Source organism: Paenibacillus sp. FSL H8-0034, from assembly GCF_038000305.1.
Taxonomy (GTDB): Bacteria; Bacillota; Bacilli; order Paenibacillales; family NBRC-103111; genus Paenibacillus_S.
In genome coordinates, this window is record NZ_JBBOBS010000001.1 from 6,319,708 (window position 1) to 6,333,477 (window position 13,770).

11 protein-coding genes are annotated in these 13,770 nt (G+C 45.9%); 1 reads left to right on the forward strand and 10 read right to left on the reverse strand.

The genetic code is table 11. The features are described 5' to 3' along the window. Positions 1-255 precede the first annotated feature (255 nt). The 5 genes from NST47_RS28440 to NST47_RS28460 all read right to left on the reverse strand — a co-directional run bounded on the left by NST47_RS28440 (position 256) and on the right by NST47_RS28460 (position 5,301). Positions 256-1,038, reverse strand: coding sequence for a LamG-like jellyroll fold domain-containing protein (locus NST47_RS28440; protein ID WP_341158135.1), 783 nt, complete (start codon positions 1,036-1,038; stop codon positions 256-258). Positions 1,039-1,243: 205 nt separating this feature from the next. Beyond that, positions 1,244-2,215, reverse strand: a complete 972-nt coding sequence (locus tag NST47_RS28445) for a Gfo/Idh/MocA family protein (RefSeq protein ID WP_341158136.1) — start codon at positions 2,213-2,215, stop codon at positions 1,244-1,246. Between the two features lie 47 nt (positions 2,216-2,262). Continuing rightward, complete coding sequence (locus tag NST47_RS28450; protein ID WP_341158137.1) at positions 2,263-3,093, reverse strand: sugar phosphate isomerase/epimerase family protein; 831 nt, start codon at positions 3,091-3,093, stop codon at positions 2,263-2,265. A gap of 144 nt (positions 3,094-3,237) precedes the next feature. Beyond that, a complete protein-coding gene (locus tag NST47_RS28455; RefSeq protein WP_341158138.1) occupies positions 3,238-4,047 on the reverse strand; it encodes a helix-turn-helix domain-containing protein in 810 nt (269 codons plus the stop codon). A gap of 189 nt (positions 4,048-4,236) precedes the next feature. Beyond that, positions 4,237-5,301 (reverse strand): amidohydrolase family protein, encoded by a 1,065-nt coding sequence (locus NST47_RS28460; RefSeq protein ID WP_341158139.1) that lies wholly within the window; start codon positions 5,299-5,301, stop codon positions 4,237-4,239. A gap of 128 nt (positions 5,302-5,429) precedes the next feature. Between NST47_RS28460 and NST47_RS28465 the strand changes: the two genes are divergently transcribed. Further along, entirely contained in the window at positions 5,430-6,215 is a 786-nt protein-coding gene (locus tag NST47_RS28465; RefSeq protein WP_341158140.1) for an AraC family transcriptional regulator, read from the forward strand. Positions 6,216-6,401: 186 nt separating this feature from the next. Here the strand turns inward: NST47_RS28465 and NST47_RS28470 are convergent, their stop codons facing one another. The 5 genes from NST47_RS28470 to NST47_RS28490 all read right to left on the reverse strand — a co-directional run bounded on the left by NST47_RS28470 (position 6,402) and on the right by NST47_RS28490 (position 13,760). Beyond that, positions 6,402-8,030 (reverse strand): extracellular solute-binding protein, encoded by a 1,629-nt coding sequence (locus NST47_RS28470; RefSeq protein WP_341158141.1) that lies wholly within the window; start codon positions 8,028-8,030, stop codon positions 6,402-6,404. Positions 8,031-8,090: 60 nt separating this feature from the next. Beyond that, positions 8,091-8,948, reverse strand: coding sequence for a carbohydrate ABC transporter permease (locus tag NST47_RS28475; protein ID WP_341158142.1), 858 nt, complete (start codon positions 8,946-8,948; stop codon positions 8,091-8,093). A gap of 12 nt (positions 8,949-8,960) precedes the next feature. Continuing rightward, positions 8,961-9,848 (reverse strand): ABC transporter permease, encoded by an 888-nt coding sequence (locus tag NST47_RS28480; protein WP_144026532.1) that lies wholly within the window; start codon positions 9,846-9,848, stop codon positions 8,961-8,963. Between the two features lie 376 nt (positions 9,849-10,224). After that, positions 10,225-12,552 carry a helix-turn-helix domain-containing protein gene (locus NST47_RS28485; protein WP_341158143.1) on the reverse strand — a complete coding sequence of 776 codons (2,328 nt, stop codon included), beginning with the start codon at positions 12,550-12,552 and terminating at the stop codon, positions 10,225-10,227. Between the two features lie 152 nt (positions 12,553-12,704). Then, complete coding sequence (locus NST47_RS28490) at positions 12,705-13,760, reverse strand: amidohydrolase family protein (RefSeq protein WP_341158144.1); 1,056 nt, start codon at positions 13,758-13,760, stop codon at positions 12,705-12,707. Positions 13,761-13,770 lie beyond the last annotated feature (10 nt).

The following is a 13,770-nucleotide window of genomic DNA, read 5'->3' on the forward strand; positions in this document are numbered from 1 at the left end:
CTACCACGTACAGTTATTATTCTACTTGCTAGTCCTATATACGGCAAGGCTATCCCTAAATTTATTACACTAAATCATCTTTAGCATGCTTGTAAAAATGCAAAATAATCATTATGGAACGATAATCATTGGGGCGCTTCCACTGGCGATTTCTCCGTTATCGAATACGATAGATTTAAAAGGACAAATACCCCTTGGAACAGGGGATTCATACAAGCTTATCCTTCTTGTTCCAAGGGGTTTGATAATGAATCATTACTTGCTTACGATTTCACGAGTTTCTTGATGCAGTGCTGCAATTTCATCTGCAGACAAGCAGCGATCATATATAGCCAAACCACCCATTAAGCCTTCATAAAAATTGCCCATTTCTCCAGATCGATTGACACCTGCAACCGTAAAGTCTGAACCACCGACACCGCCGTTGTGTAGCTCCTTCGGATACGAATACGGATTGAAGGATTCCCGTTCATCAAGCTGTCCGTCCAGAAATACTTTGGCATATTCTCCGTCGTAGGTGAACACAGCAAAATGCCAATCGCCAAACGAAACCTCTGTCTGCCCTATAGCTGCCGACATACAATACTTATAATCAGGAGTAGGCCCGCCTTCAGCAGAGACATGTCCGCATAGCTGCTGAGCGCTTTCCCAGATCCGCAGATTCAGGAACATGCAATACTGGCGATGCTTATCCGTTTCATCCCACATACCAACGACCGCTTCACATTTCGTTGATTCATAATCACCCGAACGCTTGAGCCAGGTGCATATGGTAAACGCTGTTTTGCCATGGAAATCAAGCGAAGGGCAATCGTTACGGGCAATTCGGTACCACTGACCATTGAGAATGTTAGCCGAGACAGGCCCGAAAACGCCTTCATTTCCTTTGAAGATCGCACTGCCACCTTCTTCAAGTACATACTGTTCCTTCCCCTTAGAAACTGGAAGCTCTCCTTGCGGCTCCTGAAAATCCCAAAAAGTAACCAATCCCGGTACATTGAGCACAGCGCTTGCCGCACGGTCACCTGCTTGTGTCACACTATCATCTCCCAATAATAAAATATGAATTGCACCTGCTGTCGCTTATCCTCCGGCATTTTTTATTATACAATGCAAAACGTAATTTCACTACATTGACCCTCATAGAGCAAGTGATGCCAATCCTCCCAGGTAATTCCGGACTCCTCAACAAAAAAAACCAAGCCGAATGTGATCCGGATTGGGATGATGACCATAATGAAAGTTAACTTTCTCTACTCTTAAGAAAAACAGATTGTCCCGAGGTCGCAGAAGCATTCGCCGCCAGTGTGACCTCCAGCGTTTTCATGGCCTCGCTGTAATCAGCAAGGATCAAACTGCGATCACCAGTATGAATCGCTTCAATGAACGCATGATCCTGAGCTTTATAGAAATCATCATCCCCTTTATACACCGTCGTTTGTTTGCCTTCTATTATAGTCAAGGTTCTGCCTTCAATTGTCAGAAGATACCCAGGGCCCATTACTTCCAGATAAGCTCGTTCGACAGGCTGCGGAAAAAACGTGGTGTCGATATGTCCGACTGCCCCATTAGCAAAAACGAAGTTCGCGGAAGTGACATCCGGGATATCGAAGCCCCCATCCTTCATCACAAGCAAATTCATATCAGCGGATACCTTCGTGATATCTCCAGCCAGGCAGCGCATCATATCCACATTATGTGTGGTCATTTCAACCAGCTGCCCGCCGGATTTGTCCATGATCGGCCACCAGGGCATTTGGGGTATGCCGCTTATGCGCAGTGCCCGCACCATCGCGATTGGCTTATCCGACAAATACGCCCGTGCTTTTTGCAAGGCTTCCATATAACGCAGGCAATATCCGGTGCTGACGATAATTCCTGCCGCCTGCATCACTTCTGCTTTTTTCCTAACTGCATCCATATTGAGGCCAACCGGTTTCTCAACTAATAAATGAATTCCACGATTCGCTGCGACCTCTTCCACATCACCATGAGCGAAAGGAGGGACACTGATAATCAAGCCGTCCGGCTGCTCCCGATCCAGCATTTCCTCATAATGGGTGTAGGCTCGCCCCCCGTTTTTATTAACCATTTTTTGTGCGTTTTCGAGAATCACATCACAGATCCCTACGATCTCTACCTTGGGATGAGGCTTCAAAGCTTTCATATGCTCGGCAGCAATACCGCCTGCACCCATAACAGCGATTTTCACCATACTATATACCGCACTCCTTCGGAATTTGATTGGCCAAGCACGCTTAGTTAATTCGGTTTGTCGCCCATGATCACACCAAGATGCCTCGCCGTATCGAAGATGAGCTGCTCCGGAGCACTTGTGTAAGCCGTCAATTCCGCAGTCAGCACATCGTTATAGCCGATCTCGTTCAATGCAATTCGTACTGCGTTCCAATCGACATCGCCTGCCAGCAGCGGGACAAAGCCATTCATGTTCCCTATAGCCAGCTTAAAATCCTTGACATGCACCTTGCGGATTCGGTGACCCAGTATACGAATCCATTGCTGCGGATAACCAAATAGCAGTGTATTGCCTACATCAAAATACGCGCATACCAAAGATGACCCGAAGTCATCAATGTACTTGGCCATTTCAATTGGCGACCACATGAACTTATTCCATACGTTTTCGATGCCCATATGGATATGATTGGCCTCCAGAGCCGGCAGCAGCTTGGCTAGCTCCGTCCGGCTGCGTTCATAACACTGCTCATACGAAACTTCCTCGTTCACTCTGCCGGGAACAACAAGAATCGTATCCATACCAAGCCATGCGGCAATTTGTATTTGCTTCTGCATGGCCTTAATTCCAAGATTGCGAACTTCCTGATCGGGTGAAGACAGCGGATAACGTCCCATGATTTCTGAGGAAAGTGAGCGCAGCTGGATCCCGTGATGCTCAGCGAGCCGCCCAATGGCTTTGGCTTCCTCCTCCGTGGTGTCCATGGTCAGTCCCACACCACCAGGTGCGTACAGGTTCAGTTCAACTTCATCGAAGCCCGCTTGACGACTCGTTTCAAACACATTCGCTAATGAAGTACCATTTGGAAAACACCATTGATTAATTCCTTTGCGCATCTACTTTTTCTTCCTTCCCGCCCTGCTTGTGACGCATGACTAACCGCATGCTGCCGTTTTTCGGGGTACACTAGAAGAATAATGCATTTCGAACCGCTTGTATTTATTGAAATCGAAACACAATTTACACAAAACGCCATCCGCTTAAATAGAAAATTCATCTGTCTTTCTTTGCTGCATTTTACGCCACTCCGATGGGGGGATTCCTTCCACCTTTTTGAACCATAACGAGAACGAATGCAATCTGGCAAATCCGATCTGCTCGGCGATTTCATTCAATTCTTTATTCGAGGAGCTGAGCAGCCATTTGGCCTCGACCATACGACATTGCTGCAAATACTGCTTGGGGCTCATATCGTAGATTTCATCGAACAAACGGCGAAAACCAGCCTCGGTCAGTCCTGCCAATGCGGCCAAGTCTGCGATTTGCACACCTTGACTCAAATTTTCACGGATATAATCCGCCGCCTTGGTGATCGTTAAGGCATGCTGAACCGATTGCGAATGTTCAAGCAGGAATAGAACGATGACCTCTACCCATGCGCTGTATGTTCTCATTTGCTTCTTAAGTGGACTGGACAATATGCGTAGAAATTCGCGAAAAAGCCATTCCAAGCGTTCTTTATCGAGACGGGATAGTGCTATGATAACTGGCTTGGAGCCGCTTCCAAAATCAGATAAATGCTCCATAATCCGAGCCGGTATATTTTCCAGATGCATGACCCCATAGCGATTCCACTGCTTCCCTTCAAACCGGTGCGGAAGGGCAGGCGGGATGATAATCACTTGCCCTGCCTCCAGATTAAGCTTACTGTCATTCCATTCGAATACGCCTCTACCTTCCAGCAAAATACTGATTTCCAACGTGCGGTGCTGATGAAAGCCGTCATCCGCCCAATCTATATTCGTAGTAGCCACAAAACTCCGGACATGAAACTCCGGTTTGGTTAACATCTCGCCTCCACCCAACTTGTTCACACCCCTCATCCTGTAGGACTTCCCCGCAATTAACTGGCAACCACCCTTCATGATATCACTGTAACCGGAACATATGGATAAAATCAACGCAAAAATAGTAAAGAACCGTTCGGCTCCTGTCCGGACGGTCCTGCTCTAGTACATAAGCCTATTTTAACGATAGGGCTACAGTCTATATAGCTTTTTGGCATTTTGATAAAAAATCTTTTTTCTTGCTTCAAGGCTCAGACGTTTGAGAATCGCATCCGGGGCATCAAAGTCCCAGTGGGGATAGTCGCTGGAAAACATCAAAATATTTTCCGCATCCATCATGTCAAACAATCTGATCAAATCTTTGGGATTATCCGGCTCTTCAATCGGCTGTGTGGACAGGAAACAATGGTCACGGATGTACTCACTTGGCAATCGTGTCAACCACGGCACCTGGGCGCGCAAAGCTTTGTAGTTTTTGTCCAGCCTCCACATCAGATGGGGCAGCCAGGCAATCCCCCCTTCCAGCATGACCAATTTCAAATTCGGGAACTTCACGAATACCCCTTCACAAACAACACTGGTCAATTGCGCCATAAACATCTGGGACAAATTCGTGTGCCATTCGATATATCGGGTAGGATAACCAGCTGAGGTGGGGGCGCCAGTGCCTCCTGTACCTTCGGTTCCGGGATGTACAGCTATTGGCAGTCCGTTCCGCTCTGCCGCCTCATAGATCGGATGATACATGCGATGCCCAAGTGGTTCGCGGGTTGCACTGGAAATAATAACCTCGATAATATCCGGGTGTCCGGCGATACGGTCGATTTCACGCGCAGCGAGCAGAGGATCCCCTGTTGATACGACCATTGCCCCCTTGAATTTATCGCTCCGCGGAAGCCACTCCGCAATCAAATAATCGTTATATGCAGAAGCAATGGCTGCCGTAAAATCAGGATCATGTGTTGCTGAAATATTATAAAGAATACCGGTCAGAACGACATATTCCATATTGTACTCTTCCAGTAGCTGCTCAAGCATATAATCCGGGTCCGATCCTTCCACCCCTCCGCCTGGTGGCTTGGTGTCCTTGCGCATTCCTCCCACTGGCGACCAGTACCCGCTCCCCATCATACCGATCCCGGAAGCAGCAACCCGGGTTTTCCAGGGCTCCGGTAAATAAGGAACCAGATCCTGCGGTTTTTTCAACTCATTATGCACATCCACATCGATGACCTTCAATATCTCACTCACTTTCATTACCTCCCTTATGTCCTATGTTTATTGTAATCAAAGAGACAAGGGATCACGATAAGTGATTCAACAATTTATTGAGAGATTCTCCGATTAGTATGATAAAATGAAGTCATTGGGAGGGGAGCAGGCTCGTGAAAATAACATCGGTTTTATTTGATTCTCAAATGGGCAAAAACTGGAGCATATCGAGGTCACCAACTAAATATGATATATTACTGCTTGTTATCAACGGAAAAATCACTTATACCTTAGGAGATGCCGTAATTCCTTTGCAGCGTGGAGAGGGTCTCTATATATCAGCGGGTACTATGCGATCTGCAGTCACAGACCCTGCCGATCCCCATCAGATGTTTTCGGTACACTTCAACGATTCTACGGAAGTGGATATACCTCTGCTTGCTGGAGAAGACCACCGTTGTATTCGAACCATCAGCTTCGATTACCTGAAGCAGCGGTTTTCTTTGCTTTATGATTGCTGGATCGGGCAAATGCCGTGTTATGAAATTATTTCCAAAGGAATTATGCTGGAAATATTGGGGATCGTCCAACGGGAGCTGATGTCCAAGCAGCATCCTTCCTCCAAGCAAAGCCTGGCTATGCACATTCAGCAATATATCGTCAAGCATTACCGGGAGCCGATTCGTCTCAGTGAGCTTGCTCAACACGTTGACCGGACTCCGAATTACATTTCGAGTGTATTCAAAGAAGTAACAGGCCGCACACCGGTCGAATACCTGCATCAGGTGCGCATTACCTCTGCCCGCGAGATGCTGCTTAATACCGATATGACGATCAAGGAAATTTCCGATTATCTCGGTTATTGCGATCAAACTTACTTCAATTATATTTACAAAAAAAATATAGGCTATCCTCCTACATCTACACCCAAGCGTGGCATGAAGCAGGCGGCGGAATAAGAAAAACCATCCTTGTCTAAACCCATACGTTGGCGCGTTGGTGAGGACATGGGTATGGGGCTCCAGCCGTTGTGCTGTCTGCCAATTCTAAGCCACATCATGTTTAAGAAAGACCGTCCAGCAAGCTCGCCGGACGGTCTTTTCGTGTGCACGTACACTTACGTGCGAAACTCCAAATGAATAAGCTTATTTCCCATAAGTGCGCTTGTAGGCTGCATTGTACATTTTCAGCAGATCGTCCACGCCCTGCTTCTTCGACTGGTCAATAAATTCGGCAACGGTTTGATCATTGATCGGTGTTTTTCCAGTTACAAATTCGGTTAGCTTCTGATCAAAATATTTGTTCAGGTTATTCAGCTTCGATTTTTCGATTTCCTGCTCATCCGCATTTTTAACGATCGATTTGGGTGCGTCAATAATAAATTTGGCATAGGAAGCATTAATTTCCTTGTTTTTGGCGTCCAAGCCTCTTTCCCATGCAGCACGCGCTATCGCGTTATTGATCGAGACGTTAGGAAACCACACGCCCCAATCACGACGCAATGGAACATAGGGACTGGTACCGAACTCTTCCATATATCTGGGCTTGCCATCCACCAGTTTATAGGTTTTGTTCAAGATGCCGAGCGACATCAAATTCGTGCCTTCCTCGCTGTATAAATAATCCATAAATTTGATCGCCGCATCTTTGTCTTTTACATTAGCGGAAATCGCAAGGCCGCTTGTACCGACGGCAGGCCGTGCGTATTGATAGTTTTTGACACCTTCAGCAGCGAATTGCGGGATGACATTCATATCAAAATCTTTATTGTTGGGGTTGGCTTTACGGGCTTTTTCAACTAACGGGTCCATGTCAGCCTTCCAGAAGTAGGTAACCATTGATTTCCCCGTCAGCAGTCGCTCCTCCCATTGGGCAGTAGTCAACAGCGCGAACTCCGGTTCGAGCAGCTTCTCGGCATACAGCTTATTCATGTATACCAATGAATCCTTGAACCCTTTATGATACCCGGCGAACTCATATTGACCGCCGCTTTCTGGTGTTTCGTTAATGAACCCTTCAACGCCCGTGAACGCTCTTAAGAATACCGTAAAGATCCCGGTCAGGTTAGGGCTGCTGACAGGTGTGCGAAATGTGAGCGGATACGAATCCGGGTGTTTTTCTTTCAACGCTTTCAGATATTGGTAGAACTCATCCACAGTAGTCGGCGCCTTCAAGCCGTATTTGTCCTGCAAATCCTTGCGAACGTACCAGGCGTAGTTAAAGCCTTTGGTGCTGGGATCACTTTCCAATACAGGCATGGAATAATATCCGCCATTCGCTGCTGTCGCCTGAGCCTTTGCTTCCGGGTTATTGTCAAAAAACTTCTTGATATTCGGCGCTTTGTCCAAATAGTCTTTTAAATTCAGGAACACCTTCTCCGGTCCAAAATCCCTTCCATCCTGATTAGGCACAAGTATAAAGTCGGTGACTGTATTCGTCGCAATCATTATTTTTCTTTTTTCCGGGAGTGCTTCCTCACTGATCACCTGAAAATCAATTTTGGCGCCCGTTTTCTTCTCAATTTCCTTGAAGGTTTCCCAATCCTGCTTAACCGGTCCCTCCACGCGATTAGCTGCCAACCATGTGAACGTTACCGCTTTGGGCTGCTGGCTTGCCGCTGGGGCTGGCGTTGTCGCTGATGGCGGCGCCGTTGTGCCACCTGTATCCTTTGCTGGCGTTGAAGTGCCAGCACTGGGTCCCCCGCTGCTACAGCCGGCAATCATGCCGCCAAACATAATAGCTGTAAGCGTCGCTGCATATGCTCTCTTTTTCACCCTAATACCTCCCTTAATGGTTCATATATAGGAACAGATTCCAGGGGAATCTATGGCTATCTAGCCTTTCACGCCGCCAATCATGCTGCCCTGCACAAAATATTTTTGGATAAAGGGATACACGCACAGGATCGGCAATGTCGCGATTACGATCAATGCATATTTCAACGATTCGATATAACTTTGATCACCCTCACCCTGCGGGTTGTTGCCGGCTATAAGGACACTGCGAAGCATAATCTGCAGCGGATGCATCTTGCCGTTATTCAAATACAGCAGTGCATCAAAAAAAGCATTCCACTGATTGACGGCTGTAAATAATCCGATCGTCATCATGACCGGCAGCGATAAAGGAACAACGACTCTCAGCAGCACCTGCATGGAGCCGCAACCATCCATAATCGCGGCATCCTCAATTTCCTCCGGCAGCCCTTCAAAAAACGTCCTCATAATGAACAAGTGCCAGGTGCTAATCAAGGATGGCAGCACGATAGCCCAAATCGTATCCAACATGTTTAATTGCTTGACAAGGAGAAAGGTTGGAATCAGTCCTCCATTGAATACCAAAGTAAACGCGGCCAGTATCAGAATCCACTTTCTACCAATCAGCCATCTTTTGGCCAAGGGATACGCCATAGCCGATGTTGCTATTAAAGTAAGAACGGTTTGCACCACGGTATAACGAATCGTGTTCCAATAGCTGATCCACAGGTTTTCATCGACGATAATTTTTTCATATGCGGCAAAATTGATGCCTTTGGGCCACAGCAGAACCTGTCCGCTGGCAACCATCGCATTATCACTGATCGAGGCCGCAAATACAAACACCATCGGATATAACATGATCATAATGACGACTACCATGATCAGCGTATTGACGATATCAAACAGCTTGAAGCCCAAGCCTTTTCGTTTCATGCTGTCCTCCCTCTACCATAAACTGGTCTGCGAATATTTTTTCACAAGCCGATTGGCCGTAACGACTAAGGTAAAGCCAATCACCGATTGAAACAGACCTACAGCTGAGGCGAAGCTGAAGTCAGCATTCAATACTCCTCTTCGATAGACGAAAGTATTGATCACATCGGACGTCTCGTAGTTCATCGGATTATAGAGCAGCAATATTTTTTGAAACCCGATCTCCATAAAATGGCCGAGACTGAGTACAAATAAAATCGTCATGACCGGAATCATCCCAATCAACGTAATATGGCGTATTTGCTGCAGACGATTGGCACCGTCCATTCGTGCTGCTTCATACAAAGCGGGATCGATGCCGGCAATAGCCGCCAAATAGAGGATTGTCCCCCAACCGACCTTTTGCCATATTTCCGAACTGATATATATGGTTCTGAACCATTCGGGCAAGCCCAGAAACATCGTCGGCTCGATGCCAAACGCTTTATGCAGCAATATATTGACGATACCGGTAGACGGAGATAAAAAGATGACCAGAATTCCGGCGATCACCACCGTTGACAGGAAATGCGGCATGTAGCTGATGCTTTGCACGATTCGTTTGAATGTTTTATTTTTGATCTCATGAAGCAGCAACGCCAGAATAACCGGTGTCGGAAAATGAAACAACAAATCGTAAATATTCAATAACACGGTATTGCGAATCAGCTTCCACGAATCAGGCGTATTATAAAAAAACTCGACAAAATGCGCCAGCCCGACAAACTTGCTCCCCAGCATGCCTTTTCCAATCGAATAGTTCTGAAACGCAATAATAATTCCGTACATCGGCACATATTTGAAAACAATATAATAGATGATGCCTGGGAGCATTAATAAATATAAGGCTTTATGCTTCATTAAATAACGTTTGGCACGTAAGCGCTTTCCAGTTGTGATTTGAGAAACGACGCGCTCACTCGTTCCTTTATTGACTCCGCTATTGGCTGACAAAGCACCCTCACTCCTTTTGTATTCACTTCGCTTGGTACTTGACAATGCATTCTCCTGACCTAAAGATAGGTGCTTTGGCAGCAATCGTAAAGCGTGCATTTTTGTGCTATGTAGCTATTTGTGTATCGTGCCCTTCTTATATCCTATTCCACGCTTCCCGCAAAAATAGCGACACCTACAATTATAGCTACGTATAATGAGCCTGCCGATGCCGCTGAATACCAAAGACCCGCTCCCTGTCATTATGACAGTGAAACGGGCCACATGGAGTGATATGCCATTGTTATTGATGATGAATCATTCGATATTTGCCGGGCGTAATGCCTTCATATTTGCAAAAGGTTCGGATGAATGAGGTCCGTCCCAAATACCCGACTTTTTCAGAAATGACGTCGATGGTCATGTCGGTCTCAAGCAAATATCTTTTGGACATCATCAAGCGATGCTTTGTAATATATTCCACGTATTTTTCCCCAACCGTTTCCTTGAAGGTCCGGCTAAAATGGCTTACCGACATGTTTAATTGCTGAGCGAATTTCTCCACAGATAGTTCTTCTCCGTAATGTTGATGAATATAGTCCAATATTTCTGCAAATTGCACGCTCCGGTCGCTTGGCTCCACCAATGGAAACATAATCGTATGGATATGCTCGAAGCATTGCTTGATTTCATCCCAGGTCGCACTGCGATTCAGCCTCTCAAACAAGCTGTAGTAAAAAGGAATGTTCAAGTCTTTACGTTCCGTCTCTACGGCGCGAATCCACGTATTCAACACGTCCGAGCATAGTCCCTTTACCTGATAAGCACTTGCGTTTTTTACGACTGCCACATCCAACAGGTCAAAGACCGATTTCAGCAGCTTGGCATAATTCCGTGATTTGTATATATTAAAAATCCGATTGACTTCATCACTGGATAAAAAGCTGTCAAGCTGCGTTCGATCTTCCCAAGCATTCTCTTCACTTAAAATCTCCACTCTGGAGTGAAGGCTTTTATGCTGCAGCATGGCCAAGGCTGAATCATAGGACAAGTACAGCTCACCGATATCGTGAACCTTTTTCCCGACTCCAATCGCAGCTTTAAAATACGGATTAAATTGCTGAAGAATCAGCGACACAACCTCTGATACCTCCTTAGGGCCCATATGTAAAAAAAGCGAATGCTGGACCACACACGCCAGCATATCCGGCTTCGTCTGGCACAGCCAAACGGTTCCCGATGCTGATTTGAGAATACGTTCCTTTAATTCCACCATCATAAACGTTTTGGACGTTTCCGAAATTTGCTCAAGCACCCACGAATAGTACTGGATTTCAATACATAGAACGGTTCGTGCTACATTCCGCTCATAAACAAAATCGATCTCTCTGGCATATAATTCGATCGATAAATTGTCACGGTATTCGCCGGATAGCATCTTCGCTATAAAATCCTCTTGTACAATCGGAGACATCCCACTCACCAATTCGGACAGCTCTTTATTCTCGGATATTAATAGCTTCGAGAACTGCTTAATAAAATCGTAGTCATTTCCTTTTTGCTGTACAGGCACAACCGATTTACGGAGGTGCGACGTCAATCCACTTTTGATTTCGAGGATCGGCTTGTATAACCTTTTACTTAAATAATAAGAGACCAACCCGCCTAGAACCAGGAAAAATCCGAGAAATACAAGGTTGAACATCCGGATCCTGTGTGCTGGCTTCAATAAGGTTTCGAGATCGATCAGACTGACATAATACCACGCGTCATTAAAGCGGGATTTCACATAAGATAACGCTTGCAGCTGGTCGTCTGAATAAAGTGCTCCTTCGGAATGAGAACGAGCTGCGTCCAGCAGCTTTTGCGGATTAACAATGGATTCGCCAGCCTGAGTAATCACGTTGCCCGTCACATCAACAATAGCGGTCCCTGCAACCCACTTCTCCTGAATACGAATATGCTTGCTAAGCTCACTCAGCTTCATGTTGACGATCAGATACACATCAGGGTGGTCACTATTGAACGGATAGCTCATCACTGCCGAAATACTGGAGCTGGACGATACAATATCATTCGTGAACAGTATTTTTTGATGCAAGGTATATGGCTTTGTAAAATGCATCATTTTTTTACCGGAAAAGTTGTTCAGGTATTCTTGCTTTTCCTGATCACTGATCGGATAAAAGTATTGAAAAAAATTTTCTTTGCTTGTTTCTGTGTTAAACCCTATAACAAGGTCGTATTTGGCAAAATAAAAGTAGGCGTTGGAGATAATATCGCCCGTATCCAGCGTATTTAACTGATCCATCAGATAATGGGTAATTTCAAAATAGTCGGGGTCTTTGACAGGCTCGTCGAACAGCTTCATAGCACTTTTAAGGTTAGAGGTACCCAGGAGATTAATCATGTTAGCCTGAAGAGAAGAAAAGGCGGTGTCGGTTTGGGTGGAGAAGTTGCGGATCGTGATGTTATTCGAATTCTCTGCCTCCTGCTCGATCAGCTTGACTACGAACACATAAGTAAATGTACAGGCTATAATAACGGGAATGAGAAAGAGAATAAAATAGCTTGCAAAAAACTGCCAAAACAACGCTATATTAAACGAGCGGGAGCCAAAAAACCGATTCACCTATCACACCAATCCCCTTCCAATTATTTGTATATTCCTATTTTCACACATCTGCTTAGGGGTTGGCAAGGTTCGAAATGAAATAAACATTCCCCGTGATCGATGACAAAATCCGCAGGGAATGTTGGATTGGAGCATGGTGGAAATCACATTTACAGGTTATACAGCTTTCTGGCATTTTCGTAAAAGATTTTATGGCGTGCATCGGGATTCAGACGCTTCAATATTTCCATCGGGGCATCATTATCCCAATGCGGATAGTCACTGGAGAAAACAATGAAGTTTTCAGCGTCAATCATATTGAACAAATCGATTAGATGGTTCGGATTATCGGGCTCCTCAATCGGTTGGGTAGAAAAGTAGCAATGATCACGAATATATTCGCTCGGCAGCCTCTTTAACCAAGGAACCTGAGCCCTCAATGCTTTGTAGTTTTTATCCAACCGCCACATCAGATGAGGCAGCCAAGCCAGTCCACCCTCCAGCATGACAAATTTTAATTCAGGAAACTTCTCAAATACACCTTCGCAAACGAGACTTATCGTATGGGCCATATAGTTTTGTGATAAACCGGTATGCCATTCCAAATAACGAGTCGGAATCCCAGCTGCTGAAGCATAGGTTCCCCCCGAGCCTTCAGCACCGGGATGTATGGACATGGGAAGGCCGTTGCGTACGGCCGCTTCATAGATCGGGTGAAATTGACGCTGACCGAGCCCTGCACGTTGAGCACTGCCCATGAGAACCTCCACGATGTCGGGATGACCGCCAACCCGATCAATCTCCCTGGCAGCCAGCAACGGGTCCTGACCAGCAACCAACATCGCCCCTTTAAACGACTTATGAACCGGCAGCCATTCCTTAATCAAATAATCATTGTATGCCGTACAAATAGCAGCCGCATAGTCAGGATCGGGATTTACACATATATTCATCGCGTCACCCGTCAGGATCGCAAATTCGATATGATTCGGTTCGATCAAATTCTCTACCAAAAATTCCGGGTCCGAAGCAGCCGGTCCTCCGGTAGGAGGCATACAGTCCTTGCGGAACACACCTATGGGCGACCATATTCCATGCCATGGATTTCCAATGCCGCTGCCTGCAACACGCGATTTCCATGGTTCGGGCAAATATTCAACAAGATCTGTTGGGGTTCTAAACGTGTTATGCACATCGGTATCAATGACTTTCTGCACTGAACTCATTTTTCTAAAA

Coding starts and splice junctions, on each gene's coding strand:
- NST47_RS28445 (WP_341158136.1), bottom strand. CDS start 2,215: ATGGTGAAAATCGCTGTTATGGGTGCAGGCGGTATTGCTGCCGAGCAT.
- NST47_RS28450 (WP_341158137.1), bottom strand. CDS start 3,093: ATGCGCAAAGGAATTAATCAATGGTGTTTTCCAAATGGTACTTCATTA.
- NST47_RS28455 (WP_341158138.1), bottom strand. CDS start 4,047: ATGTTAACCAAACCGGAGTTTCATGTCCGGAGTTTTGTGGCTACTACG.
- NST47_RS28460 (WP_341158139.1), bottom strand. CDS start 5,301: ATGAAAGTGAGTGAGATATTGAAGGTCATCGATGTGGATGTGCATAAT.
- NST47_RS28475 (WP_341158142.1), bottom strand. CDS start 8,948: ATGAAACGAAAAGGCTTGGGCTTCAAGCTGTTTGATATCGTCAATACG.
- NST47_RS28480 (WP_144026532.1), bottom strand. CDS start 9,848: ATGAAGCATAAAGCCTTATATTTATTAATGCTCCCAGGCATCATCTAT.
- NST47_RS28490 (WP_341158144.1), bottom strand. CDS start 13,760: ATGAGTTCAGTGCAGAAAGTCATTGATACCGATGTGCATAACACGTTT.